We start from the raw sequence: 26,887 nt of genomic DNA, 5'->3' as shown, positions 1-26,887 counted from the left end.
TCTTTTTATCTCACTCCATCTTCAGGTGCACCACAGCCTAGAGTAGATGTAAGGAAGCATCGCAACATAAGGGCACCAAAGGAGCGGCCATCATGAGACCAATGTCGGACTATGCCAAGGATCTGCAGCACTCGGGCATGGTCGCCCGCGATCTGGACGAGACCATCGACTTCTACACCAACAAACTCGGGTTCGAGCTGGTCGGCATCTACCCCAACGGGGAGAATCGCTGCGCCTTTCTGCGTCTGGGCCATCTGACCATCGAAACCTGGGAGGGCGAGCCTGCGCCCATGGGCACCGGAGCCATCAACCACTGGGCGCTGGACACACCGGACATCGATGCTGCTTACGAGCATGCCTTGGAGATGGGGTTGAACATCAGAGAGGACTCGATCCAATCCATTCCCACCTTCTGGCAGCGCGGAATCCGCTATTTCAACGTAATCGGACCAAACCAGGAGACCATCGAGTTCTGCCAGATTCTCTGAACGCCATCCGCTCGGGCAGGACCGCTCCATACGGGTAATCCCATGTGAGTAATGAGACACATTTATCTGTAACCGGCAAAGAACTGAATCCACCCGATTTGTCTTGGAAAATAGCCGTTCCTGGCACAAAACCCCTCTCCATCCGACCCGTATTTCTCCACTAAAATGAGCATTGCGTCCAATGTGGGGCGCCCGATAACGAAAGAAGTTTCTCATGACGAACATTGAGCATGTCACGGTGGCCGGCGGCGGGGTGCTGGGCAGCCAGATCGCCTTCCAATCAGCCTTCAAAGGCAAGAAAGTCACAATCTACGATATCAATGATGAGGCCATTGCAGCGGCGGAGCAGCGGATCAAGAACCGTCGCGACCTCTACAAGCATGACATCAATGCTACCGACGAGCAGTTCGATGCTGGCCTGAATAACCTGAGCTACAGCGCAGACCTGGCCGAAGCCGTCAAGGACGCCGACCTGGTCATCGAAGCCGTCCCCGAGAAGCCCTCCATCAAGCACAACTTCTACCAGAGCCTGGCCAAGGTAGCCCCTGAGAAGACCATCTTTGCCAGCAACTCCTCCACCTACGTGCCCAGCACCTATGCTGCAGACACCGGCCGTCCGGCTAAGTTCCTCTGCCTTCACTTCGCCAATCACGTATGGCGCATGAACACCGCCGAGATTATGGGTTCCGACCAGACCGACCCCGACATCTTTAACGAGATCGTGGACTACGCCAAGGAAATCGGCATGGTCCCCATCCCGCTCCACAAAGAACAGCCCGGGTACATCCTCAACAGCCTGCTGGTCCCCTTCCTGGAGGATGCCGGCTACCTCTGGGGCAACGACATAGCAGACCCTGAAACCATCGACAAGACCTGGATGATCGGCACTGGCTCGCCCGTCGGCCCCTTCGGCGCCTATGATGCGGTCGGCCTGCGGACCATCTACAACATCATCGAGGAACAGAAAGGCGACGACCCTGACTTCAAGCCCTTCCTGGAGAAGGTCAAGAAGATGCTCGACGAAGGGAAGACCGGCAGTGACGCAGGCCACGGATTCTATGATTATCCGAATCCGCGTTACAAGGATGAGGACTTCCTCAAGGCCTGATCGTCTGTCTGCTACATCTGTGAGTCAGGTCCCGTCCAAGACCTGGCTCTACTATGGAAGAGCGTATCCAAGGATGGATACCACGAATGAAAGAGGTTTCTATGACGAACATTCATAATGTCACGGTTGCCGGCGGTGGGGTGCTTGGCAGCCAGATCGCCTATCAATCAGCCTTCAAAGGCAAGAAAGTGACGATCTACGACATCAACGATCAGGCGGTGGCGGCCGCAGAGGAGCGTGTCAAGAGCCTGCGCGATTCTTACAAGCACGACATCAACGCCACTGATGAGCAGTTCGATGCCGGACTGAACAACATGTCCTTTACCGCCGATATGGCCGAGGCTGTCAAGAACGCTGACCTGGTCATCGAAGCTGTCCCCGAGAAGCCCTCCATCAAGCACGACTTCTACCAGAGCCTGGCCAAGCTGGCACCCGAGGACACCATCTTCACCAGCAACTCCTCCACCTACGTGCCCAGCACCTTCGCACCCGACACGGGCAGGCCGGACAAGTTCCTGAACATGCACTTCGCCAACCAGGTCTGGCTGAACAACACCGCAGAGATCATGGGCTCCGAGCAGACCGACCCCAAGGTCTTCAACGAGATCGTGGACTATGCCAAGGAAATCGGCATGGTCCCCATCGTCCTGAAGAAGGAGCAGCCGGGATACGTCCTGAACACCCTTCTCATCCCCCTGCTCAACGCCGCCGCCCACCTCTGGGGACACGACATCGCAGACCCGGAGACGGTGGACAAGACTTGGATGATCGGCACGGGCGCCCCGATGGGGCCCTTTGCCATCTTCGACGTTGTGGGGCTGCGGACGGCCTTCAACATCACCAAGGAGCAGCAGGGCGACAACCCTGACTTCAAGCCCTTCATGGATAAGATCCAGAAGATGATGGATGAGGGCAAGACCGGCAAGGATTCGGGAGAAGGGTTCTACACCTATCCCAACCCCGCCTTTGCTGATCCTGACTTCCTGAAGGCCTGACAGGACAGCTTTTCTATCAATAGAGCCCGCCCATTGCAGGGGACCGCGTCGTGACGCACCTCCCCCAATGGGCGGGTCCGCTTTTCACACAGCATTCTCAATCGAAATCGATCTCCAAACCGCGCTTCGACTTGGGCACCCGACACTGGCCGACCCAGTAAATTCCCAAACATACATTCCGCCAACTGAATCTGGCTGCGGGACATAGCTGACAGCATGACACTAATCGAGCGGGATTCGAACATCTACAGTCGAATTGTTTCGTTTGCCCGGCAGATTGGCATGGTCCCCATCCAGCGGCATAGGACCGCAGTCTGAAGTCTGACTACGCAGTCGGCACAATCCTGATGCCGCTTATGGGCGCATCCAAGGGCTCCCTCGGACCATCTACAGCATCCTCTGCCGACGCAGGGCGACAATCCTCAAACCAAACCCCCTCCTGGACGAGCTTGGAGAAGAGCCCGATCAGAGCTTCTGCCACTCTTCTGATTCCTGCTACCGGAATCTCGGATTCCTCGAGGCTTGAATCGAATCCTGCTAAGTGGGCCGTGAGGCTGAAGCATGGCCTTTCACGGCTCATAACAGGGGGCGTGGTAAGCTGTATATTTATGGCATTTTTGTGAAAACCGCTAAGGGAAGAGGCAGATAGGGAAATCACAGAGGCGGAAAAGACGAACAACGGCCTAGTGGCCGGAGAAGGAACAATGGCAGAGGACGATGAAATTTCGGCCGCGGACAGCGGCCAGCATGAGCAGGAACGGCGCAATAGGCAGACAGCCAAGCAAATCAAGAAGCAGCAGGCCGCAGCAAAACGCAAGGCCCGCAAGCAGAACCCCAGACCGCACCGGGGCTGGAGCGAGCGCCTGCATCTGACCGACATCAACGTGGTGGACAGGTCCACCCTCAAGCGGGCCATCGCAGGCACCGTGGTCGGCAACTTCATGGAATGGTACGACGTGGGGGTCTACGGCTACCTGGCGGTGACCATTGGCCGCGTCTTCCTGTCCGACGCATCCGATGCCGTACAGCGGCTCTTCTCCCTGGGTGTTTTCGCTGTGACTTTCGTTGCCCGACCGCTGGGCGGCGTGGTCCTGGGCCAGCTGGGCGACAAGGTCGGCCGCCAGCGCATTCTGGCCTTCACCCTGCTGAGCATGTCCGCAGCCACCCTGCTGATCGGCCTTCTGCCCAGCTATGCGGCCGTCGGCCCGCTGGCACCCATCCTGCTTATCCTGCTCAAGCTGATTCAGGGCTTCTCCACAGGCGGCGAGTACGCAGGCGCTTCGACCATGGTCACTGAATACTCCCCGGACCGGCATCGCGGCTTCTTCGCCTCCCTGCTGGATGTGGGATCCTACCTCGGCTACGCCTTCGGAGCAGCCTTGGTCTCCTTGCTGGAGTTCTCCATCTCCCCGGAAGCCATGCTGGCCTGGGGCTGGCGTATCCCCTTCATCATCGCCCTGCCGCTGGCTGCCATCGCGGTCTACTTCCGGGCCAAGGTCCAGGACACCCCTGCCTTCCGCCAAGCCCAGGATGCCAGCGCCGAAAAGACCAAGAGCCAACACAAGAGCCTGCTGGACCTGATCCGCGGCTACTGGCGGGAGCTGCTCATGGCCTTCATCCTGGTGGCTGCGGCCAACACCCTGAGCTACACGCTGACCGCCTACATGCCCACCTACCTGTCAGGCACCCTGCACTACAACACGGCCCAGGCCAACCTGCTCTCCCTGCCGGTCCTGCTTATGGTGGCCTGCTGCATCCCCATTACCGGAGCCCTCTCCGACCGCTTCGGACGCAAGAAGGTGCTGTTCATGGGAGCATTCACCGGATTGTGCCTGTCCCTGCCGGCCTTCCGACTGCTGGAGCATGAGACCACGGGTGCCGTCTTCGGCGGACTGGTCCTGCTGGCCATCCCGGTCATCTTCTTCGTGGCCAACCTGGCCTCCACCCTGCCGGCCCTCTTCCCGACTGCCTCCCGTTACGGCGGCATGGGACTGTCATACAACCTGGCTGTGGCCGTCTTCGGCGGTACCGCACCTGTCATCATGGAGGGTCTGGTAACAGCGACCGGCAAGTCCCTGGCACCCGCCTACTGGATCATGTTCACCTCCACCTGCGGTCTAATTACCGTGCTCTTCCTGGCGGAGACCGCCCGGCGCCCCATGCCCGGCACCCTGCCCACCGTGCTCAACCGGCAGGAGGCACGCGACCTGGTGGCCACCCAGGACCGTAATCCCGACCTGGATGTGAAGACCATCATCAAGGATGCCGAAGAGAGTGGCGTGCGCAAGACACCGAAAAAGCTGGCTGCCGAGACACGCAAGCTTCTGGGCCTTTCCCACACAGGCACCAGGAACAAGAAGTAGCAGGCGCTGTCAGGCCGAACGGACCGGGTGATTCACCAAATCCCGCTCGATCCAGGCCATGACCAGCCTGGCCAGGGCATCAACCTCCGCATCGGTCAGAGCCCGGCCTCGAGGTATATGATGCCAGCGCTCGATGCACCCCCGGCAACAGGTGGCTGTGGCATGCTGGGCCGTGAAGACCGGATGCCCGCGGTAGGGGGTCTGCTTGCCATCCTTCAAAGGGTGGGCAGGCCCCACACGCTTGGCCAGCATCTCATGGGCGTGGCGGTCGATAGTATCCCTACCCTTGGCACGGGCGTAGGCGCGATCCTTGGCCGACAGGGAGAAACCGGCCCGGAAGCGTGAATGCCCCAACCTGGCAAGAGTGCCCTGGGTCCAGGCCTCATCCGCCCCGGTCGACGCTGATTCGCTGCTGTTCATTCCCTGCTCGCCTCCATGTTCTGCCTTACCAAAGAGTCTGTACCCAGGCAAGGTTTCCCATGCGGAATAATTCACCGAACATGACACCGTTAGGGACCAGTGTCAGGGGTAGGGTGAAGACAGTACTTGTATCCACTAACTACCAGACCCGCCATGTTCGGTCATGTCCGGGTCACACAAGGGGGCTTCATGGCCAAAAGCAAGATGACTGTAGCCGAGATGATCGGGCTCTTCCTCACCCCCGACGCGCCTGTGCAGGTGACCGCCTTCGATGGGTCGGTCTTCGGGCAGGACCAAGCGCCGCTGCATCTGGAAGTCAAGAATTCCCGTGCCATGTACTACATCACGGAAAATCCCAACGACCTGGGTCTGGCCCGCGCCTACCTGCAGGGCGATCTGGATTCTCCCGAGCTGCTGCCAGGCAACCCCTACCAGGTCCTCAAGGAACTGATGGGCCTCAAGCACTTCGTCAAGCACCCCAGCAAGATGGAGCTGGCCCGGGCGGCCGGAGCCGTCTTCTCGCACGGAGTGCGCGTGCCCGAGCCGCCGGCCATCGAAGGGCCCTCCCTGGCCAAGCGACTGACCGAAGGCATCCGTCCCCACACTCGCCGGGGCGACGCAGCCACCGTCAGCTACCATTACGACCAGTCCAACGACTTCTACCGGCTCTTCCTGGGGTCCTCCATGACCTACACCTGCGCCGTCTTCGAGAAGGAGGACGACAGTCTGGAGGACGCTCAGTGGCACAAGCTCAACATGGTCCTGGACAAGATGCACCTGAACAAGGGCGACCGTCTGCTGGACGTGGGCTGCGGCTGGGGTTCCATGGAGATCGCGGCCGCCCGCCGCGGCATCCATGTCATCGGCGTGACCCTGGCGGAGGAGCAGGTCGAGTGGGCCCAGAACTGGATCCGCCAGGAAGGCCTGCAGGATCTGGCCGAGGTCAGGCTGATGGACTACCGCGACGTGCCCGAGTCCGGCTTCGATGGAATCTGCTCCATCGGCATGATGGAGCATGTCGGCTACAAGCAGTACCCCTCCTACTTCAAGGAGATGATGGACAAGCTGCGTCCGGGCGGCATCCTACTCAACCACCAGATCACCCGCACCAACTCTCACGACCACAAGCGGGCCGGCGGCTTCATCGACCGCTACATCTTCCCCGACGGCGAGCTGGCCAGCCCGGCCGAGATCGAACTGGCCATCCAGGACACCGGCTTCGAGGTCATCACCCAGGAGAACCTGCGTCAGCACTATGCGCTGACCCTCAAGCACTGGACCGAGAACCTCCAGGAGCATTGGAGCCAGGCCAAGCCCATGGTGGGCGAGCCCAAGGCGCGGCTCTGGGGCCTGTACATGGCCGGCGCGCGGCTCAACTTCGAACTCGACAACATTCAGATACACCAGTTCCAGTGCATCAAGCCTGATCCCGAGACCGGCACGGACACCTATCCGCTGCGGCCCTGGTGGGACCGGTAGCCTAAAGGCCCGAAAAGGGGCGGGGAGTCAAATCCTCGCCCCTTTTTTGTTTCCGCCACCCGTAAAGCCTGCTACTCTTACGGCCCGGTTCTCAGGACGACCTGTCCGCCGAAGCTTCCAGCCGGGCCAAATCCAGGGCCTTGTTGAAGGCGTCCGAGGTCCAGCTGGCCCCAGCCACCTTGTCCACCTTGAGGTCCTTGAGCGGGCGTCCCTGGACTACACCAGGCACAGCCCGGGCGAAACGTTCCATGTGGCCGCGCGAGATGGGCGAATCCGAATGCCCCTGGACCTGGACCCTGGTCACCTGGCCTCCCGACAGGTCCAGGTCCACATCGATGCTGTCAGCCCCGTCATGCCCGTATTTGCCCGTCAGGGCGTAGGTACCATCGTGATAGTTGCCCGTGTCAGCCGGAGCGGTCGGCAGTCCATCACGGGAGACGGCCGCAGGCTTGCCCTCGCCCGCAGAGCCGGCTCCCGACTCTGGTGCAGAGCTGGACTCTGCGCCCGATCCGGCGAACTCGTCGTCCATGGGCTTGGCCTCCTGGCTTCCGCAGCCGCCCAGGAGGGAGCCGACCGCCACCAGGGTCGCCAGGGTTGCCGAGGCCGTGGCCAGTCCCCGGGATTTGCTTTTGGCCATTTCAACGCCCTCCTTCTCCATCAATGGCCGATCCCGGCAGGGAGCCGCCGGTCTTGGCCGTCTTGGTGGGGTCATGGAAGCCCACCGGAATATCCTGGTCCCCTGAATCGACAGGAGCCCCGCTGAAGGCCGGACGGCCTCCGGCTGCCAGGTAGGCCCGCTTGGCCTCCTCATCATTCCACTGCTCGCCGGCCAGCACACCGTGGTTGAGCATGATCTCCCGCTGGGCGCAGGAGGCCACCAGGGCATCATGCGTGACCACAATCAGGGAGGTTCCCTGGTCATGCAATTGCCGGAAGAGATCCAGCACGATCCGCTCGTTGGCCTCATCCAGGTTGCCAGTGGGCTCGTCAGCCAGAATCAGCTTGGGCTCGTTGATCAGCGCCCGGGCCACGCAGACCCGCTGCTGCTCGCCGCCCGAAAGCTGACTGGGCAGATGGCGGGCCCGATCCGCCAGACCCACACGGTCCAGGGCCTTCATGGCCTGGTCCTCGTCCACCACCGAGTGGTAGTACTGGGCCACCATGACATTCTCCAGGGCGGTCAGATGCGGGACCAGATAGAACTTCTGGAAAACCAGACCGATTACGTTCTTACGCACATCGGCCAGCTGGGACTGGCTCAGATCCTCCAGCGGCCGCCCCTGCAGTCGGACCGAGCCCCGGCTGGGGGTGTCCATGCAACCCAGAATGTTCATCAGCGTGGTCTTGCCTGAGCCGGAGGACCCCACCACGGCCAGCCACTGACCTTGCGGGACGCTCAGATTCAGGTCGTCCAGGGCGTGCAGATCGCCGTAGATCTTGGAAACATGGTCCAGGTCCAGCAGCATGCCGCCGCCCGACTGGAACTCGCTCGCCTTTGCCTGCGTCATTGTCATTCCTCCCTCAAAACCAGGGCCGGGTCGATACGCGAAGCCCGGAGGACCGGCCGGATGGATGCGATCATGGATATGGCCACGCTCAGCAGGACCGTGCCCAGGGCCAGCCACCAGTTGAAGCCCAGCGGACGCTGGAAGACGGACAGGCAGAGCAGCCGGGCGAAGCCATAGCCCAGGGCGGTGCCGATCAGACCTCCGGCCAATCCGTAGCAGGCCGACTCCGCCAGAAACTCCATGGCTATCCCCCGTGAGGAGGCGCCCAGGGCCTTGCGCAGGCCGATCTCGCTGCGCCGCTGGGAGACGATGGAGGCCATGGTGGTCCCCACGCCCACAAAGGTAAGGACCAGAACCACCACCGAAACCAGCCAGAAGAGCGACTGGAGCATGGCGATGGTATGGCTGTCGCCCGCCGTAATCCTCGTGACCGGCCGTGCCTTGACCCCCATGGAGGTCATGTCGTTGATGCTGGCAGCGATGGTCTTCAGCCCCGAGGTCATGGTGTTGACCGAGTATTCGATGACATCGGTGCCCCGCTTGGCCCCGGTCAGGAGCTCCAGGTCGGCCAGGTCGGCGTAGATTATCCGATCCTCGGGACCTCCGGTATCGACGATGCCTCCCACACGAAAGTCTCGCCCCTGGCCTCCGCCTTTGCCTGTGCCGGTGACCTGGCTTGCCGGGTAGCCGATGGTCATCTGCTTGCCAGTGGTCAGCCCCAGCGAATCAGCCAGGTCCCGCCCCACCATGACCGAACCGGGCCGGGGCCAGGAACCCTCCACACTCCAGTGACGGTTGAGCTGACGCACCTGATCGGGGTGGATGCCGGCCATCTCGCAGGCCCCGGCATTGACCTGCACCGTCTCATATCGATAGGTGGCGTACCTTGCCGGAGCCTTGGCGGTCACCATGTGGGTAGTGTGGTCCACCATGCCCTGTTCGATGCCGGCGGACCGGTTGTCCCCCTGGATGGGCGAAACGACCAGGTTGGCCCCGTAGGAACGCATCTCTTGGTTGATCTGCCTGGGAGCCTCGATACAGACCGCCGCCAGGCAGAAGAGGGTGGCCGCCCCCACCAGGGAGGCCACCACGGCCATCAGTGCCCGGCCACGACGACGGAAGACGGCCCCGAAGAGCATGGTCAGGAACATGCGGGTGTTGGTCATATGGCTCTTATGGCGATCAGCGGCCATGAAGCACCTCCGCCGGCCGAAGCCGCAGAATCGATCTGATGGACGAGATGGACGCCAGCAGCACGGTCAGGGCCAGCAGCACGAAGACCAGCACGAAGACCATGGGCCGCATGGTGATTCCCGAGCCGAAGACCACCCTGCCTACGATCTGAGCCACTCCGGAGCCCAGCAAGGCGCCGACCAGAGCCCCGGCCAGGGCGATCAGGGCCGTCTCGGCCAGCACCAATCGGGATACAGCCCCGTCGGTGGCGCCCAAGGCCTTGAGCAGGGCGAACTCCGAGGACCGCTCGGATATGGAGGACGCCATCAGATTGGCCACGGCGATGGCTGCCGCCAGCAGGCTGAGCACGGTCATCAGGATCATGACCGCCTGGGTCTTCTGCAGAACATCGCCCTGCAGGGCAGCCACCTGTCTGACCTGCTTGGCCATGGACCCGGGGATGGCCTCCTCGATCTGGTAGGCGATGGAGGAGGGATAAGCCGTGCAGTACCAGGTCTCCCATTCGTCCTGGGAGAGGGCAGCAGGGTTTCGTGCGGCCTTGCGGGCCAGGTCGTTCTCGGGCGTGGTCAGGGCTTTGACCTCCACCTGGTCAATCTGATCGGTCAGACCGGACATCTCCTGCAACGGCCTGGTAGGCAGATAGAGGGAGGCCGCATCGGCATCACCGGAGTCGAAGATGCCCACGATGGTGACGGTCCGCAGCTGATCGCCCAGACCGACCTTGACCTGGTCACCAACCTGACGGCCGCCCAGTCGTGCAGCCAGCTCCTTGCCCATCATGGCCTCGGTTCGGCCACCGGATCCAGCCTCGTCCTTGGGCCAGCGCCCTTGAACCTTCCACCAGGGCCGAAGACCTTTGAGACCCGCAGTGCTGCTCTCACCGCTGTCTACCTTGATGGTCCGGCCGAACCAGGTGCCTACCAGGGGGGCACCGACCTGGTCCACAGTGCCACGAAGATCCAGGCGGGGAGCGAAGTCGGTGATGTTGTAGGCCCAGAAGATGGTCTTGATCTTGGGCACCTGGGACTCCTTGAGGAAGGCGGTTGGCGTTGACTCATCGCCTGAGGGGCTGCCCTCCTGGTCGCCGTAGAGGTCGGAGACCACGGCATCAGCCTTGGCCTGGACCGTGATGTTGGATCCGTAGGTGGACAGTTCCGCGTTGAGCTTGTCGCCCACGTCGAAGACCACCCCCAGCATGGCCGTAGCCACGCAGGCCGACAGGCAGACAGTGACGGCGATGAGCATTCTTCGCCCGAACTGGCGGCTGAATGACCGCAGCATCATTCGCATGAAGAACATACCAACCGCTCCTTCCCTCTCTTAGCTCTTGAAGTGCGAAGACAGAGCATCCAGATCGGCGGTGCTGATCAGTATCGCGCCCCGACCGGTCTTATAGGGCAGAGGGACGGGATTGCAGCCGCCCTTGAACCCTATGGTGGCCAGGTTGATGGCTACGTCGCACTTCTTGCAGATGATCTTGCCGTCTTTTTCGTAATAGCCCGCATCCCCGCAATTATCACAGGCGTCCAGCCCGACACCATAGGCCGCGCCGTTCTTGCGGATGATGATAAAGCGCATCTCGGTGCCGTCCTTGGCCCGGTAGCTGAATCGATGCAGGTGGCCATCCTCCACCTGGGAGAAACGGATGGTAGCCGTATCGGCAGTCAGGGAATACCGCTCCGGAGGTGAGAGCACGGGAACCTTGTGGGCCTGGGCCGTGCCCACCGTCAGGGCCAGGGTGACGCCGATCATGGCCACCAGGCTCCAGACCGCCGATGCCAGGGCCCTTCGGCGGAAGGCCCGGTGGCTACGGTCTTCTGCTGTGGAGGCTCCTGTCACCGGCATACGCCAGCCTGCAACCAGGCAGGCCAGGACCGGAATGATGAAGACCAGCACCTGGGCAAGGACCAGGATCAGGTCGGCGTTATAGCCCAGGGCCATGACCCGGAAGGCCCAGCCGTGCAGAAGAACCAGGCCGGTTGTCTGCATCAGGGCCACCAGGGCCACGCCGTGCCGGACCAGCAGCAGGACCACCATGAGCAGGGTGGCCAGGCGGAAGGCTATCCGAGGGCAGGAGGTATGCATGGTCCGCAGAATCGCGGCCACCGTCACAGCGGCGGCCAGACCCAGCAGGAAGCCAAGGGCCCGCAGAAGCATGGCCGAGGTCAGCACCGGCTCCCCCGGTTCAACAAAGGCCGTAAGCTGCAGGATCACGTCGGGTAGGGCACGGAAGGTGGTCAGGGCTATGGCCAGGGCCGCCAGGGCGTTGGCCAGATCCATGGCCCAGGGGCGGCGATGCCAGTCCGAGACCAGCCGGTCGGCGGCCAGCACCACCACGATGGCCGCCAGATCGGTCAGAACGCAGGCTACCAGGGTCGGGTAGTTGACCATGGTCCGGCGGTTGATGATCACGGTGGCGCGCAGGAGGGCGAAGATCAACGCCCCCAGCACGCCGACCCCCAGGCCAATCAGTCGCCAGGAGGAGGAACGGGGCCGATCGCGGCCCTCGCCCACCCCCAGAAGCACGCTGAAAACCATGACCAGGAGGGCCGGGGCCAGCGTCCCCGGCAAGACCGTGACAAATTGCTCAAGCATGGTGCATAGCAGCTTACCACTGGTGGGGCGTGTAGTCCCAGTCCCAGCTGACCACGATGGGCTCGGTCCAGAAGTGCCCCTTCACGCCGGTCTCCGGGTCGACGTGCAGCATCCAACCCTTCTTCTCGGGAGAGTCGATGGAATAGGTCAGCTTGTAGGATCCGGCCTTCTCCATCTTGATGTTGGCTCCGTAATGCGGACCATCCGAGGCGTTCATCTGCATGAAGGTGCCGGACTGCTTGTCATTGGGGTCATCCTTGTTCTCGATGGTGTAGTTGACGGTCAGATCCGGAACGAACTCACCCTTGGCATAGCCCAGGTTGTTGTTGGGCAGGGCGTGGATATCGGCCTCCAGGTGCAGGCTGGCATCCGCCGCCTTCAACCCCATGGATGCGGGCTCCATGTCGATGGGCTGGAAGAAGACTGTGCCGATGTTCAGGGGGCCCTTCTGCTGATCGTCGGGCGGGATGGGGATCTCCTCGAACCCGGCTCCCTTGCCCGCCGAGGACTGGGAGGAGTCGGAAGCCTCAGGCGCTTGGGCCTCACGGGTGCCTGACCCGCCGGAGCCGCACCCCGCCAGGGCCAGGGTGCCTGAGAGCACCAGCGCGACCAGGGCGGTCAATTGTCTCTTCTTCATGATTGTCCTTCGCTCTTTGGTGTTTGCATGGATGCCGTGACCTCAGAGGGCACAGCCCCTTCGGCGGCCTGCTCGGTTTCCGTCCGATGGACGGTTGCCGACGGCGACCCGCCGGAGTCCTGATTCGACCGTGACCGCTCCTGCTTGTGCAGGCGGTGGGTCGACACAATTGCCAGCACGACCACGACCAGGGCCGCCAGAATCTGGGCGCCGATGGTCTGCGTGTAGGGATACAGCCCGATCCAGTCGCTGGTGGGCACACCGGGCAGGTAGGTGGCCGGCACCAGGTCGCCCTCGATCAGGGCATGGACGCCGCCCCCGGCGAAGATGACCACCATGACCGCCATGAGCAGGCTGGTGATGATGAAGAAGGGCCGGATGGGAATCTTGACCGAGGTGAAGCGGATGAGCACGAAAACGATGATTAGGACCACGGCGGCAGCCGCAAAACCGGTCCAGATCTCCCGTCTGCCACCAGGGGCCATGGCGAAGATGGCCTGGTAGAACATGACCGTCTCAGCACCCTCCCGGAAGACCGCCAGGAAGGAGAGCAGGGCCAGGGAGATCACGCCGCCATTTGAGATGGCAGCCACCGTCCGGCTTTGAATGTAGTGGTTCCAGGATTCCACAGAGGACTTGGACAGCATCCAGTTGCTGGTGTAGAGCAGCATGAGCATGGCCACCAGGGCCACCACGCCCTCCAGGATCTCCTGCTGGGGGCCGTTCCCGTTGAAGAGCAGGGTGAAGAGCAGGGCCACCAGCCCGCTGGCCACCAGACCTGCCGCAATGCCCCAGTAGATGTGCCGAACCTTGTCCTTATGGCCAGACTTGACCAGGTAGGCGATGATGGCCGCCACCACCAGGATGGCCTCCAGTCCCTCCCTCAGCAGGACCACAAAGGCCTGGCCGAAGGCGGAGGTCAGGAAGGTCGTCCATCCGTTGACCTGGTCCGCGGCGCCCCCATCCAGAGTGGCTGCGTCCTCGACCAGCATGCTCTTCAGATCGTTCACCAGGGTCTTGGCCGGCTTGCCCGCCACCATGGCCATCCGGGTCTCCTTGAACTGGTACTCGACCTGCGAGACCCTGTTGCCGCTGATGGCGTTCATGACGTTCTTCTCGAAGCCCAGCTTTTCGTAATACTGGTAATAGGCCTTGTTGACCAGATCGGATCCCGCCTGGCCCTGTCCCTTGGATGCCTGAGCGAGCGCCTGATCCAGGATGGGCGTCATCTCGTGGGCCACCTGGGTCCAGGTCCGGTCGCCCTTGCCGTTGTTCCGATGCTTCTTGGCCGCGTCCAGCCTTCGACGGTCCGCCTTGATCTGCTCCCGCTGATCCTTGGCGTAGGCGCGGGGATTGGCCAGCCCCTGGGTGGCATCCAGCTGGGTGGCCGCAGCGGACAGATCGGCCTTGAGCTTTTCGCTGCCCTGGGTCAGGGCCTGCCCGGCATCCGGGGCGTAGGCCTGATTCTGCAGGGCCTGGAACTGCCCGTCCAGGGCGTTGCGCCTGTCCTGCCCCAGGGTCGACCCCACCACCGAAACGAATCCGGAGCCCACGTAACCCACGTTGTAGGCCCCCATGAATTCCGAGGCCGCCCCGGCGCGATCCCCCCGGGCATAATCCTCACACCCTCGATCCAGCTGATGGGATACGGAACCAGCCACCTGGGTCCAGCTGTCATAATCCGTGGCTCCGCTCGCCGCCATGGCCGACTGCGGGGTCTGCAGGACCAGGAACATCAGGGCCAACAGCAGGCATGAGAGCAGGGAGCCAGCGGTCCTGGCCACTCGTGTCCTGCCGACCTGTGCAACCATGGGCGATGATCTCCTTCGTCAGTCCCTCGTAATCGAACCTGCGAGAAACGAAGGCCGATTTGACAATTACCGAAAATCAATCTAGCTCAGGCACAAGCGGAAAAACAGACTTGTTTATACCGTTTTGAAGCCATATAATGCGCCCGCGCCCGCAGATGGTCAGTCGACCGCCAACGGCTCACCCTTATGCTTCCACAGGCAGATGCCGCCGAATACCAGCAGCCAGACCAATCCCAGTATGGCTGGATAGCGGGTGTCAGGAGCCAGGAAGAGCGAGAGGTAGATCAGGACGAAGAAGGCGATGGCAACGGCCCCTGTCACCCGGTAGGCCGGCATGATGAACCCATCGGGCATGAAGTCCTTGCTGGTCCGGTAGCGGCGGTGGGCAAGCAGGGTCAGGATGTAGATGAAGATGATGACCGCGCTGGAGCAGGAGGTGAACAGGACGAAGGTGTCCTCGAACCCGGGCAGCAGATGCAACACCGGAGATAGGAGGATCAGCACCCCGGACAGGACGATGGCCCGGGCGGGCACCTTGCCGCGGCGCGAAATCGTATGCAGGCTGCGCATCACCGGAGAGTGGCCGGCGGCGGCCAGTTGGAAGAGGTTGCGGCCAGCGGAGTAGAGCAGGGAGTTCAGCGAGGAGCTGGCTGCCGTGATGACCACGAAGAAGACCAGCGCAGCCGCCCAATCCACCCCGGCGTAACGGAAGACCATGACGAAGGGCGAGGTGAAGCTGCCGTCGGCGTTGGGCCGGAAGGAGCGCCAGGGCACGATCAGCATGATGGCGACCAGGGCGCCCACGTAGAAGATCAGCACCCTCAGGATGATCTGGTTGATGGCCTTGGGCAGGACCTTGCGGGGATTCTGGGTCTCGGAGACGGTCACCCCTACGAATTCGATCATCTCGTAGGCGAAGAAGACCATCTGGAAGCTCATGAAGAAGGCCATCCACCCGTTGGGCGCCAGACTCAGACCGGTGGTGATGTTGTCCAGACCGGCATGCCCGGCCGGGCTGATCCGATCCTGTCCGGGCATACGGACGGCCGGATAGTGGAAGCCCGTGATGACCATGACCACAGCCGTGACGATCATGGCCAGGATCAGGGTGATCTTGATCATGGAGAACCAGAACTCGGTCTCCCCGAAGACCCTCACGGCAATCAGGTTGATGCACACCATGGCCGTCAGGAAGCAGAGCTCGATCAGACCCCGCCAGGCGCTCAGATCGATGCCGAAGGTGCCGAAGAAGGTGACGAAGTAGGTGCCCACGGCGGTCAGCTCGGACATGCCGATCAGGATGAGCACGATCCAGTAGGACCAACCGGCGAAAGACCCCCACCCCTGGCCCAGGTAGCGGCTGATGAAAGCGATGAAGGTGTGCTGGACGGGGCTGCGATACATGAGCTCGCCAATGGCCCGCATGAGCAGGTACATGATCACGCCGACGCCGATGTAGACCAGGATGATGGAGGGTCCGGTCAGGGCAATGGACTTGCCCGACCCCAGGAAAAGCCCGGTGCCGATGGTGCCGCCGATGGCGATGAACTGCACATGACGATTGCTCAGACCGCGTTCCATGCCGTCGCCTGCCGAGGTGCCGTCACCTTGATTCTGCTGCGCCAAAGGGCCATTGCCCATACGGTTCATGCGACTGCACCTCCTTGTCTTCACAACCCATTAATCATCGCCGCCCAGGAAGGGATGCCCATCGAGGCCGGTAGGTCAGCAATACCACAAAGGTGTCGATAACCGGGAGCGGACGGCAGGCACCGACGCCCATGGTAGGGCCCGGCGGTCATCATTCGGTGAATTTACCGTCTCACATGGCGGACGCCTTTATTCCACAATGTAAAGGCATGGTCATCCGGCTCGGGTCGGCTCCTATAGTGTTGGCCCTGTCGGCCGGCAACATTCAGCTGGCCACTACCACCACCTAAGGAATGACATCCCCATGGATCAACCCAAGGAGTCGCAGGGCAAGAACCTGCGCAAGACCCTGAAGAACAGGCATATCCAGCTCATCTCGCTGGGCGGCGCCATCGGAACGGGACTCTTCTACGGGTCCGGGGAATCCATCTCATTGGCTGGGCCGGCCATCATCATCGCCTATCTGATAGGCGGTCTGGCCATCTTCATGATCGTCAGGGCCATGAGCGAAATGAGCGTGGAAGACCCCAAGTCCGGCGCTTTCAGCTACTACGCCACCCGCTACTGGTCCAAGCGGGCAGGGTTCGTTTCGGGGTGGAACTACTGGATGAACTATGTGCTGGTATCCATGGTCGAACTGTCCGTGGTGGGCACCTTCGTCAACTTCTGGTTCCCGGCAATCCCCGCCTGGGTCTCCGCGGCCTTCTTCCTGGTGGTCATTACGGCAGCCAATCTGATGGGAGTCAGCAAGTTCGGCGAGTTCGAGTTCTGGTTCGCCATCATCAAGATCGCAGCCATCGTCGCCATGATCATCGGCGGCTTGGCCGTCGTGGTCATGGCCCTGCCCACGGCCAACGGACTGCGGGCCTCCTTCGCCAACTGGTTCACCGTGGGCGGCGGGTTCCTGCCCAACGGACTCATGCGTCACGGGGCCAATGGCCAGTGGACCGGTCTGCTTATGTCGCTAGCGGTGGTCATGTTCAGCTTCGGCGGCACGGAACTCATCGGCATCACCGCCGGGGAGGCCTCCGATCCCCGTCGGACCATCCCCAAGGCCACCAACGCCATCATCTGGAGGATCCTGGTCTTCTACATCCTGACACTTGGGGTGATCATGGCCGTGGTTCCCTGGAACGCCATCGGCAAGCCCAATGCTCAGGGTATGGTCGTCAGCCCCTTCGTCCAGATCTTCGACTCGGTTGGAGTCCACGCGGCCGCAGGCATCCTCAACTTCGTCTGCCTGACCGCAGTCATGAGCGTCTACAACTCGGCCCTCTACTCCAACTCCCGCATGCTCTTCTCCCTGGCCCGGCAGGGCAATGCCCCCAAGTATCTGGGGAAGCTGTCCAAGGGAGGGGTGCCCTACGCAGGAGTGCTGACCTCGGCCTGCATCATCGCCCTGGCCGTGGTCGTGGTCTTCCTCTGGCCGCAGTTCGCCTTCAACTATCTGATGAGCATCGCCACAATCTCGGCAATCATCAACTGGTCCATGATCATGGTGACCGAGATGCTCTTCCGGCGAGCCGTTGCTCGCGGCGAGGGACCCGGCGACCTGGCGGGCAAGACCGGCGAAAACGCTCTGAACGCCCTGCACTTCAAGCTGCCCTTTGCCCGGGTGACCCCTTGGGCGGTCCTGGCCTTCCTGGCCATGATCGTGGTGCTCATGTGCTTCTCGTCCAGCTATCGGGTGGCCGTCATCGCCGGGCCCATCTGGCTGATCGTCCTCCTGGTGGCCTACCAACTGACCCAGCGGCGAGCGCAGTAGCGATACAAGCGGGAGAACTCAGCGGCCCTCCTCCTTCTTGCGGTCCGCGACCAGCGCCTCCAGCAGCCGCCGGTCGCGGTCGGCGATCATGGCCTGGCTCTCGGCCCCCTGCCAGGAATAGAACCCCTGGCCGCTCTTGGCGCCTAGCTCTCCCGCTTGAACCTTGGCCTTCAAGATCGGGTCCTCACCGGGACGGTTGTCCAAATCGTCGTAGAGGTACTTGGAGATATTGTCGAAGACATCCAATCCTCCCAGGTCAGCACTGGCGATGGGTCCAAGGATGCTCCACCGCCGCCCAAGGCTGTAGGTTACGATCTCGTCGACGGCCTGCGGAGTGGCGATGCCCTGTTCCACGATATTCAGGCACTCCCGAATAACAGCCGCCTGGATGCGATTGCCCACGAATCCGAGCGATTCCGTGGACAGCGCCACGGCATGCTTGCCGATGCGGTTCATGAGCTCGACCGTGGTGTCCACCACGCCCTGGTCGGTGCCCGCAGCAGGCACCACCTCGACCAGGGGCATGAGCTGGGCGGGATTCCAGAAGTGGGCCACCAGGAACCGCTGGGGATGTTGCAGCACCGAGGCGATCTCAGTGGGCCCTAGTCCCGAGGTATTGGTAGCCAGAATGGTCTGTTCGCCAACTATGGTCTCCACCTGCTGCCAAACCTGGTGCTTGACATTCATGTCTTCCAAGACGGATTCGATGACAAAGTCGGCATCAGCCAGAATGCCGTAATCAGTGTCCTCCTGAATCCGATCCAGCACGCTCTCCCTCTGATCCTGGGGAATCAGCCCGGCACCGATAAAGGTATCCAGATCATGCTCGATCAATCCCCTCCCACGGTCCAGGGCCTGGCGGCTGGAGTCCACCAGCCGGACCGGATACCCTCGCATGGCAAACTGGAGCGCCGTGGCATGCCCCATGGTTCCCGCTCCGATATTGCCGATTACCTTGATGTCGTCGACCTTCATCAGTGGTTGCCTTCTTTCCTAACGAATTCATACTTATCCTAAGGCAGTCAAGCGGCGCAACCAGGACCGCCCAGCGCAGCCAGAGACATTGCGGATTTGCCTATCGGTCATCGAGGACAAGTGAGCGGTTTGAGCCTTGTCTGAGAATCCCTCTATGCTGGCCCGTAATTGCAAAACCACTGAAGAGGTCGCCGAACCTATCAGTAACCGGGAGCAGACAGTGCGGTGTCGTCCATTCCCGGCGAAAGGAGGTCCGGCCGAAACGGCGCGGATCCGCCCATCCGTCCCGTTGGGCCCGGGTCGAACAGGTCCGGGACTGTCGCAACCCGATGTTGCGGAGCGCTATGTGCAGTGTACGGACAGGCAATGCGTCTGGATTCCGCCTGAGCGGAACTGGCCGGAACCATCGTCATAGGGCTCTCAGGTCAGTTCGAGGAGAAGAGCAGTCATGGCGACCAGGCAGGGCGGAAAAGCCATTCCCTCCGCATCCACCGACCGGGTCCAACGCAACCTCAAGACCCGCCACGTCACCATGATCGCCCTGGGCGGCTGCATCGGCACCGGACTGTTCATGACCTCCGGCTCCACCATCGCCAAGGCCGGACCGGGAGGCGCGTTGGTGGCCTACGCGGCCATGGGCCTCATGGTCTATTTCCTGATGACCAGCCTGGGCGAGCTGGCCACCCACCTGCCCACCTCCGGCTCCTTTGCCGCCTACAACGCCCGCTATGTGGATCCGGCCCTGGGATTTGCCATGGGTTGGAACTACTGGCTGAACTGGGCCATCACCGTGGCTGTGGACATCTCCACCGCAGCCCTGCTGATCCAGTACTGGCTGCCCCACACCCCAGGCTGGGTCTGGAGCCTGCTGGTCCTGGTGGTCATCTTCCTCATCAATGCCCTGACCGTGTCCACCTTTGGCGAGACCGAGTTCTGGCTCTCCCTGATCAAGGTGGTGACGGTGATCGTCTTCCTGGTCATCGGTCTGGCCATGATCTGCGGAATCATGTTCCGCCCGGCCGTGGGCCTGGGCAACTTCACCTACAAGGATGCCCCATTTGTGGGCGGATTCCCCGCCATTCTCAACGTCTTTCTGATAGCAGGCTTCTCCTTCCAGGGCACCGAGCTGATCGGCGTCACGGCCGGCGAGTCCGAAAACCCGGGCAAGGCCGTTCCCAAGGCCATCAACGACGTCTTCTGGCGGATCCTGCTCTTCTATATTCTGTCCATCTTCGTCATCGCCGCGCTGATCCCCTACACCAGCCCCAACCTGCTCAGCTCCGCCCAGGGGGACATAGCCATGTCGCCCTTCACCCTGGTATTCCAACGGGCGGGCCTGGCCTCGGCAGCCAGCGTCATGAACGCCATCATCCTGACCTCGGTCCTCTCGTCCGCCAACTCGGGGGTATACGCCTCAACCCGGATGCTCTACGCCCTTGCCAAGGACCATTACGCCCCGGCCTTCTTCGGACACACCACCCGTCACGGCATCCCCATGGCCTCGCTGGTCGCCACTCTGGTGGTCTCCCTGGCCACCTTCGCCGCCAGCATCTTCGGCCAGCGCATCTACATGTGGCTGGTGGCCGCCTCGGGGCTGACCGGATTCATCGTCTGGATCGGCATCGCCCTCAGCCACTATCGCTTCCGCCGCGCCTGGGTGGTCCAGGGCCACCGGGTTGAGGAGCTGCGCTACCATGCCAAGCTCTTCCCCCTGGGGCCCATCCTGGCTCTGGTCCTATGCGTCATCGTCATCGGCGGGCAGAACTTCGAGGCCTTCGTCAACTGGAACTGGCAGGAGATCGGCGTCACCTACATCAGCGTGCCCCTGGTACTTGCGCTCTATCTGGGCTACAAAATCCGCTACCATACCCGTATCGTTCCCCTGAATGAGATGGATTTGAGCGGGGATCCGGAATCGCTATGAAAGATTTGTCAACTAGCATGACACATTATGACCATGGGAGCTGGAAAGCCACACCAATGGCATAGACTCCCTAAGCGTTCGAGGACCGGCTCAAGGACCCGGCCATATGAATCTGTTCCGGCATCCAGCCGGCATATCAGGAATCGCAATTTCAGTACGACCCCGGACTCCCCGGTGCGTCGCCCAGCCAAAAGGAGGAGGATCATGACGCGGAACACCAGCAATGCAGCGTCGAACACCAATCAATCCGACCGGGCCGGGCAAGAGCATCATGGCTACGGCAGCGTCAAGCGCAACCTCAAGACCCGCCACATCTCCATGATCGCCCTGGGCGGCTGCATCGGCACGGGCCTGTTCATGACCTCCGGCTCCACCATTTCCACAGCCGGCCCCGGCGGCGGACTTCTGGCCTACATAGCCATGGGCGTCATGGTCTACTTTCTGATGACCAGTCTGGGCGAGCTGGCCACCCACCTACCGGTGTCGGGATCCTTCGCCGCCTACAGCGCCCGCTACGTGGATCCGGCCCTGGGATTCGCCATGGGCTGGGACTACTGGCTGAACTGGACCATCTCGGGTGCCGTGGACATCTCCACCGCCGCACTGCTGATCCAGTACTGGCTGCCCCATACCCCAGGATGGATCTGGAGCCTGCTGGTCCTGGTCATCGTCTTCCTGATCAACGCCCTGACGGTCTCCGCATTCGGAGAGACCGAGTTCTGGCTCTCCCTGATCAAGGTGGCCACCATCATCGTCTTCCTGGTCATCGGCATGGCCATGATCTGCGGAATCATGTTCCAGCCGGCGGTCGGCCTGAAGAACTTCACCTACAAGGACGCCCCCTTCGTGGGAGGTTTCCCGGCCATCATGAGCGTCTTTCTGATCGCCGGCTACTCCTTCCAAGGCACCGAGGTGGTGGGCGTGACCGCCGGCGAGTCCGAAAACCCCGGCAAGGCGGTCCCCAAGGCCATCAACGACGTCTTCTGGCGGATCCTGCTCTTCTATGTGCTCTCCATCTTCGTCATCGCCGCCCTGATCCCCTACACCAGCCCCAACCTCCTGGGAGCCTCTGACGGGAACATCGCCATGTCGCCCTTCACCCTGGTATTCCAGCGGGCCGGCCTGGCCTCGGCAGCCAGCGTCATGAATGCGGTGGTGCTGACATCCATCCTCTCGGCCGTCAACACCGGGGCCTACGCCTCCAGCCGCATGCTCTACGGATTGGCCAAGGACCACTATGCCCCGGCCATCTTCGCCAGGACCACCAAGAGGGGCATCCCCCTGGCGGCCCTGGTGGCCACGGTCTGCATGTCCCTGGCCACCTTCGCCTCCAGCATCTTCGGCCAGTCCTTCTACATGTGGCTGGTGACCGCCACCGGACTGACCGGGTTCATCGCCTGGATCGGCATCGCCCTGAGCCACTTCCGCTTCCGGAGGGCCTTCAAACTCCAGGGGCACGACCTGAGCGAACTCAAGTACCATTCCAAGCTCTATCCGTTCGGCCCGGTCCTGGCCATGGTGCTCTGCGTCATCGTCATCGCCGGACAGGACATCCCCTCCTTGCTCAGCCTGAACTGGCCACACATGGCCATGACCTACTTCAGCGTGGTGCTGGTCCTGGTCCTCTACCTGGGCTTCAAGTTCGTCAACCACACCAAGATCGTGCGCCTCAAGGACATGGACGTGTCCGGCGCCGAATCCGCCCAATGAGGCAGCAGGTACAGCGGACACCCTTGCAGAAGGGCCAGTCCTCTATAACCCAGTCCTCTATAACAAGAAGTGCCCCCACCCAAATGGAATTGATCATCTGAATGGGTGCACTGCCATATATGCCCTCCGGCATTTGAAAATTTCACACATCCACATGACAGATCCGTTCAGTGAAACATTCTGACAGCATGATTGAAACGTGGATGTCAGGTCACGATAACAAAATGGCCGTTCCCTCATCGGCATTGCATCCGGATGAGGGAACGGCCATTTGCTGAATGGTCAGTCTGACTATGCAGGGTCCTCCCGACAGACCCTAGAGGTCACTGCACCTGGGAACGGGCAATCTTGCCGGTGAAGGACTGGGCCTCGTCGGCATCCTTGACGTCCTTGTTCCAAGAGAACATGGCGCGCAGCTTGGGGCCGACCTCCTCGATCTTCTCGTGGGAGTACTTCTCCTGGAGCTCCTTGAACTTGGGGGCGCCGGCATCCTGGTCGTCAATGAACTCCTTGGCAAAGGAGCCGTCCTGAATGCGCTGCAGCTGGTGACGCATCCTGTCCTTGGTGGACTCGTCAACCACGGTGGAGGTGAAATCACCGTACTGAGCGGTGTCGGAGCAGGACCAGCGAGCCTTGTTCAGGCCGCCCTCGTTCATCAGGTCGACCAGCATCTTGAGCTCGTGGCAGACCTCGAAGTAGGCGATCTCCGGCTGGTAGCCAGCCTCGGTCAGCACCTCGAAGCCAGCCTCGACCAGGTGGTTGACGCCGCCCATGAGCACATCCTGCTCGCCGAAGAGGTCGGTCTCGGTCTCTTCCTTGAAGGTGGTCTTGATGGCGCCGGCGCGCAGAGCGCCCAGAGCCTTGGCATAGGCCAGGGTGATGTCCCAGGCGTCGCCGCGTGGATCCTGCTCCACGGCCACGACCACGGGCACGCCACGGCCAGCCACATACTCACGACGGACGATATGGCCCGGGCCCTTGGGGGCCACCATGAAGACCGGATGGTCGGCACTGGGCTTGATGTAGCCGTAATGGATGTTGAACCCGTGGGCGAAGGCGACAGCCGCACCCTCCTTGATGTTGGGCTCGATGTCGTCCCGCCAGATGTTGCGCTGGTACTGGTCGGGGGCCAGAATCATGACGATGTCGGCCTCCTTGGTGGCCTCGGGCACGGTCTTGACCTCCAGGCCCTGCTCCTTGGCGAAGGGCACCGACTTGGAGTTGGCGCGCAGGCCGACCACAACGTCCACACCGGAATCACGCAGGTTCAGTGCATGAGCATGTCCCTGGGAACCGTAGCCGATGATGGCCACCTTCTTGCCATCCAGAACCGAAAGGTCCCCATCCTTCTCATACCAGATCTGTGCTGCCATTATCTACACTCCTTTATGTGCGGTCCAACCGGACCGGCTCTTCCAGGCCGGGGAACGCAAAATACTGTGAATTCCTGTTGTTGTTCCAGGCGGACGATGCTCTTTCGACCGGGGCGACGGATTTTGTCCTTGACCCCGATCCGTACCCTGTGGATACGGTATGCCTCCAACCATACTCGTGATATGGCCGGATGGACTGTCCGCAATTCGTTGTTCGGACACCGACGCGATTCGAGGAACCGGCCGGCGGGATGTATCCAGGGCTTACTTGGTGAAGTCCACATCCTTGGTTTCGTGGCAGGTCAGCACTGCCACCAGGCAGCAGACCGCCATGACGGCCAGGTAGAGCCCGACCGAGCGCACTCCCCAGTGGGAGGAGAGCCAGGTGGCGATGGTAGGCACGAAGGCCGCGCCCACGATGGCCGCCAAGTTGTAGCCGATGCCGGAACCCGAGTAGCGCACGTTGGCATCGAAGAGCTCCGGCAGGAAGGCGCCGATGGGCCCGAAGGCGATGCCCATCAGGGCGAATCCGACGCAGAGGAAGACCATGACCTGGAAGGTGTTGTGGTGGGCCATGAGCAGGTAGGGGAAGACCAGGCTGAAGACCACCAGCATAACGGAGCTGCCGATCAGCACCCGGCGACGGCCGATGCGGTCCGCATAGACGCAGGCCAGCACGATGAAGAGGGCGAAGACCAGGATGGAGACCATAAGCATGAGCAGGTACTCCTGGTTGGTGAAGCCCAGTCCGCCGCCGCCCTGGGACTTGGGCTTGGTGCCGTAAGCCAGTGACCAGGTGGCCAGGGTGTAGAAGAGGGTGTAGGTGACCGCGACCAGGAAGGTGGCCTGAAGCACCTGGCGCCAGCTCTTGCGGAAGACCTCCAACAGCGGGGTCTTGACGACCTTCTGCTGATCCAGGGCCATCTGGAAGATGGGGGTCTCCTGCATGGAGACGCGCACAGCCAGCCCCACGACCACCAGAATGGCGGAGAGCAGGAAGGGCACACGCCATCCCCAGCTCAGCATCTGCTCGGGAGTGCAGAACATCTCCAGCAGGAAGTAGGTGCCGTTGGCCAGGAAGAAGCCGATGGGAGCGCCCAGCTCAGGGAAGGAGCCGTAGAGGGCCCTCTTGCCTTCCGGGGCGTTCTCGGTGGCCACCAGGGCCGCGCCGGACCACTCGCCGCCCAGACCTATTCCTTGTACGAACCGGCACAGGCAGAGGACCACAACGGCCCAGAGCCCCCAGGTGGCATAGGTGGGCAGGACGCCGATCAGGACCGTGGAGCAGCCCATGGTCAGCAGGGAAACCACCAGTGTGGTCTTGCGTCCCTGACGGTCCCCGAAGTGTCCGAAGATCAAGGATCCCAAGGGCCGCGCGATGAAAGCGATGGCGAAGGTCAGCAGGGATGCCAACAGGGCCACGGTCGGATCGGTCTTGGGGAAGAAGAGCTTGGGGAAATAGTTGGCCGAAGCCGTCCCGTAAGCGTAGAAATCGTAGAACTCGATGGCCGTGCCGACCATGGAGGCCCCGATGACTGTGCGGACCGAGCTGCGGGTCACACGGGTGCTGCCGGACGCGGAGGCTGCCGAGGCCGGGGAAGCAACACTGACGTCGTTTGCCGTCACTTCATCTCATCTCCTTATAGAAAAACCCCGCTGTCGGCAGGGTCTGATGCGATGAAGCCTATGCGTCCAGCCCCGCCTTCCGACGGGGTCGAACAATGAAGATTGTCGAGTCAGTCCGCCGGTGAGGACGGGCTAATAATTCGTGCGGACACGGTGCCGAATCGGCGGGTGTCTGTCAAGCTGGTCATCACGGCGAACCTCCCTTCATCATTCACGAATCGGATGCGTTCTCTGCACATCCGCATTGGTGCCGACCATAGGCCTGGCACCGGCTTGTCCAACGAGACAGGTCCACTATGTGGACGGATGGATATTGGAGTCACTGAAGAACCGACCTGGGAATTCGTCGGAGATCACGGCCTGGCGGTCGGCATACATCAGTGCGCAGGAGAAGGAGAACCGGGTGGCCAGCGCATCCGGCGGCGTCAGGAAGAGGGCGGTGGCCAGACCGTCGGCCAGACCCGTGGGGTGTTCGTTGTTCTTCTCGTCAGTCACTACCCAGGAGGCCAGCACGCGGTCGACCGGACGGCCGTTGATGGCATCCAGGATGTGATGAAGGGCTGTCAGTCCGGCCGCCGCAGCCTCCTCGGACCGGTCGGCCCAATGGCGGCGACTGGGCGCCGAGGCGCACAGGGACCCATGGGACAGCCCGACCCGGCCCACGCCTGCAGACAGGTCAGCGGGATCCTCCATGGCGATGGAGACCGGGTGAGAGGTCCGCATACGCATGTCGCCACCGGCATCGATCAGATACTCTTCGAACCGAGGCTCGAGCAGGTCGGCAATCAGATCCACCAGATAGCCCTTGCCGACCGCCCCGAAATCAAGGCTGACCGGTCCGGCAGTCATAAGGACAGCACCCTGACGTCTGAGGTCATCACCCCAGGTCGGTCGCCCATGAATCCGTCCCAGATGCCCGGCGGCGTCGGCCTGCAGCCGGAAAGTGGGCTGCCTGCCGTAGCCCAGACGAGTCAGGTCCTCGCCCACCATGGGGTCCAGGGCCCCTTCGGTGGCGCAATACAGCCTGTCATACAGATCAAAGAGCCCCTGACAATAGTCGGGAAAGACGAACCTGCCCCCATGAGTAGCCCGGGCCATTTGCGCAGGTATGGCATCCTGCCTGAACCGTGACAGGGCACGCTCGTAACCCTCGATCAGATCGGCGATGGCGCCGTGAAGCCGTTCTCCCAGAGGCTCGTCCGTGGAGATGATGATTCCCGTACCGACCGCCCCGGGGAAGGCGGCCAGGCAGGGCAGACCCATGGA

At 62.0% G+C, this 26,887-nt stretch carries 22 protein-coding genes and 1 riboswitch; of the genes, 8 read left to right on the top strand and 14 right to left on the bottom strand.

What is annotated here, in order from left to right; all coding sequences use genetic code 11:
• Positions 1 to 92: 92 nt before the first annotated feature.
• The 3 genes from H3V04_RS07140 (at position 93) to H3V04_RS07130 (ending at position 2,591) form a co-directional block, all read left to right on the top strand.
• Entirely contained in the window at positions 93 to 488 is a 396-nt protein-coding gene (locus H3V04_RS07140) for a VOC family protein (protein WP_232342620.1), read from the top strand.
• 214 nt (positions 489 to 702) lie between these two features.
• Entirely contained in the window at positions 703 to 1,596 is an 894-nt protein-coding gene (locus H3V04_RS07135) for a 3-hydroxyacyl-CoA dehydrogenase (RefSeq protein WP_198177129.1), read from the top strand.
• A 101-nt stretch (positions 1,597 to 1,697) separates the two neighbouring features.
• Positions 1,698 to 2,591, top strand: a complete 894-nt coding sequence (locus H3V04_RS07130; protein WP_198177128.1) for a 3-hydroxyacyl-CoA dehydrogenase — start codon at positions 1,698 to 1,700, stop codon at positions 2,589 to 2,591.
• A gap of 325 nt (positions 2,592 to 2,916) precedes the next feature.
• On the opposite strand, the gene H3V04_RS07125 is transcribed toward H3V04_RS07130, so the two are convergent.
• A complete protein-coding gene (locus H3V04_RS07125) occupies positions 2,917 to 3,072 on the bottom strand; it encodes a hypothetical protein (protein ID WP_198187767.1) in 156 nt (51 codons plus the stop codon).
• Between the two features lie 223 nt (positions 3,073 to 3,295).
• On the opposite strand from H3V04_RS07125, the gene H3V04_RS07120 reads away from it, so the two are divergent.
• On the top strand, positions 3,296 to 4,954 hold the full coding sequence (locus H3V04_RS07120; protein ID WP_198177127.1) for an MFS transporter: 1,659 nt from the start codon (positions 3,296 to 3,298) through the stop codon (positions 4,952 to 4,954).
• Between the two features lie 9 nt (positions 4,955 to 4,963).
• Here H3V04_RS07120 and H3V04_RS07115 read toward each other — a convergent pair whose 3' ends face one another.
• Positions 4,964 to 5,374 (bottom strand): DUF4186 domain-containing protein, encoded by a 411-nt coding sequence (locus H3V04_RS07115; RefSeq protein ID WP_198187766.1) that lies wholly within the window; start codon positions 5,372 to 5,374, stop codon positions 4,964 to 4,966.
• A 189-nt stretch (positions 5,375 to 5,563) separates the two neighbouring features.
• On the opposite strand from H3V04_RS07115, the gene H3V04_RS07110 reads away from it, so the two are divergent.
• Positions 5,564 to 6,853: a class I SAM-dependent methyltransferase gene (locus H3V04_RS07110; protein WP_198187763.1), complete on the top strand. Its 1,290-nt coding sequence runs from the start codon at positions 5,564 to 5,566 to the stop codon at positions 6,851 to 6,853.
• Between the two features lie 91 nt (positions 6,854 to 6,944).
• Here the strand turns inward: H3V04_RS07110 and H3V04_RS07105 are convergent, their stop codons facing one another.
• From H3V04_RS07105 to H3V04_RS07070, 8 genes are all read right to left on the bottom strand, one after another.
• Positions 6,945 to 7,490, bottom strand: a complete 546-nt coding sequence (locus H3V04_RS07105; RefSeq protein ID WP_198187761.1) for an FMN-binding protein — start codon at positions 7,488 to 7,490, stop codon at positions 6,945 to 6,947.
• 1 nt (position 7,491) lies between these two features.
• A complete protein-coding gene (locus tag H3V04_RS07100) occupies positions 7,492 to 8,319 on the bottom strand; it encodes an ABC transporter ATP-binding protein (RefSeq protein ID WP_198188021.1) in 828 nt (275 codons plus the stop codon).
• A 44-nt stretch (positions 8,320 to 8,363) separates the two neighbouring features.
• Entirely contained in the window at positions 8,364 to 9,527 is a 1,164-nt protein-coding gene (locus H3V04_RS07095; RefSeq protein WP_198188019.1) for an ABC transporter permease, read from the bottom strand.
• Positions 9,528 to 9,543: 16 nt separating this feature from the next.
• Positions 9,544 to 10,854 carry an ABC transporter permease gene (locus tag H3V04_RS07090; RefSeq protein WP_198187760.1) on the bottom strand — a complete coding sequence of 437 codons (1,311 nt, stop codon included), beginning with the start codon at positions 10,852 to 10,854 and terminating at the stop codon, positions 9,544 to 9,546.
• A gap of 21 nt (positions 10,855 to 10,875) precedes the next feature.
• Positions 10,876 to 12,150 carry a DUF2318 domain-containing protein gene (locus tag H3V04_RS07085; RefSeq protein ID WP_198187758.1) on the bottom strand — a complete coding sequence of 425 codons (1,275 nt, stop codon included), beginning with the start codon at positions 12,148 to 12,150 and terminating at the stop codon, positions 10,876 to 10,878.
• A gap of 13 nt (positions 12,151 to 12,163) precedes the next feature.
• A complete protein-coding gene (locus tag H3V04_RS07080) occupies positions 12,164 to 12,787 on the bottom strand; it encodes an iron transporter (protein WP_198187756.1) in 624 nt (207 codons plus the stop codon).
• Entirely contained in the window at positions 12,784 to 14,598 is a 1,815-nt protein-coding gene (locus tag H3V04_RS07075; protein WP_198187754.1) for an FTR1 family protein, read from the bottom strand. The genes H3V04_RS07080 and H3V04_RS07075 overlap by 4 nt, the downstream gene beginning before the upstream one ends.
• Positions 14,599 to 14,757: 159 nt before the next feature.
• A complete protein-coding gene (locus tag H3V04_RS07070; RefSeq protein WP_373564713.1) occupies positions 14,758 to 16,224 on the bottom strand; it encodes an amino acid permease in 1,467 nt (488 codons plus the stop codon).
• A 328-nt stretch (positions 16,225 to 16,552) separates the two neighbouring features.
• Between H3V04_RS07070 and H3V04_RS07065 the strand changes: the two genes are divergently transcribed.
• Entirely contained in the window at positions 16,553 to 18,013 is a 1,461-nt protein-coding gene (locus tag H3V04_RS07065; RefSeq protein ID WP_198187752.1) for an amino acid permease, read from the top strand.
• Positions 18,014 to 18,031: 18 nt separating this feature from the next.
• Here H3V04_RS07065 and H3V04_RS07060 read toward each other — a convergent pair whose 3' ends face one another.
• Entirely contained in the window at positions 18,032 to 18,988 is a 957-nt protein-coding gene (locus tag H3V04_RS07060) for a 3-hydroxyacyl-CoA dehydrogenase family protein (RefSeq protein ID WP_198187751.1), read from the bottom strand.
• Between the two features lie 174 nt (positions 18,989 to 19,162).
• A riboswitch (Lysine riboswitch) is annotated at positions 19,163 to 19,341 on the top strand.
• A gap of 95 nt (positions 19,342 to 19,436) precedes the next feature.
• On the opposite strand from H3V04_RS07060, the gene H3V04_RS07055 reads away from it, so the two are divergent.
• Together H3V04_RS07055 and H3V04_RS07050 are read left to right on the top strand one after the other, a co-directional pair.
• Positions 19,437 to 20,912: an amino acid permease gene (locus H3V04_RS07055; RefSeq protein ID WP_232342619.1), complete on the top strand. Its 1,476-nt coding sequence runs from the start codon at positions 19,437 to 19,439 to the stop codon at positions 20,910 to 20,912.
• Between the two features lie 204 nt (positions 20,913 to 21,116).
• Complete coding sequence (locus H3V04_RS07050; RefSeq protein ID WP_198187749.1) at positions 21,117 to 22,622, top strand: amino acid permease; 1,506 nt, start codon at positions 21,117 to 21,119, stop codon at positions 22,620 to 22,622.
• A 323-nt stretch (positions 22,623 to 22,945) separates the two neighbouring features.
• On the opposite strand, the gene ilvC is transcribed toward H3V04_RS07050, so the two are convergent.
• The 3 genes from ilvC to H3V04_RS07035 form a co-directional block, all read right to left on the bottom strand.
• Positions 22,946 to 23,995, bottom strand: coding sequence for a ketol-acid reductoisomerase (gene ilvC, locus H3V04_RS07045; protein ID WP_015022635.1), 1,050 nt, complete (start codon positions 23,993 to 23,995; stop codon positions 22,946 to 22,948).
• Between the two features lie 264 nt (positions 23,996 to 24,259).
• Positions 24,260 to 25,516 carry an MFS transporter gene (locus H3V04_RS07040; RefSeq protein WP_195760154.1) on the bottom strand — a complete coding sequence of 419 codons (1,257 nt, stop codon included), beginning with the start codon at positions 25,514 to 25,516 and terminating at the stop codon, positions 24,260 to 24,262.
• Positions 25,517 to 25,915: 399 nt separating this feature from the next.
• Positions 25,916 to 26,884 (bottom strand): FAD:protein FMN transferase, encoded by a 969-nt coding sequence (locus H3V04_RS07035; RefSeq protein WP_198187747.1) that lies wholly within the window; start codon positions 26,882 to 26,884, stop codon positions 25,916 to 25,918.
• Positions 26,885 to 26,887 lie beyond the last annotated feature (3 nt).

Origin of the sequence: Bifidobacterium sp. M0353, from assembly GCF_016100645.1 — a bacterium.
In the GTDB taxonomy this organism is placed as follows: Bacteria; Actinomycetota; Actinomycetes; order Actinomycetales; family Bifidobacteriaceae; genus Bombiscardovia; species Bombiscardovia choladohabitans.
This window is presented reverse-complemented; position numbering and strand designations above follow the sequence as displayed.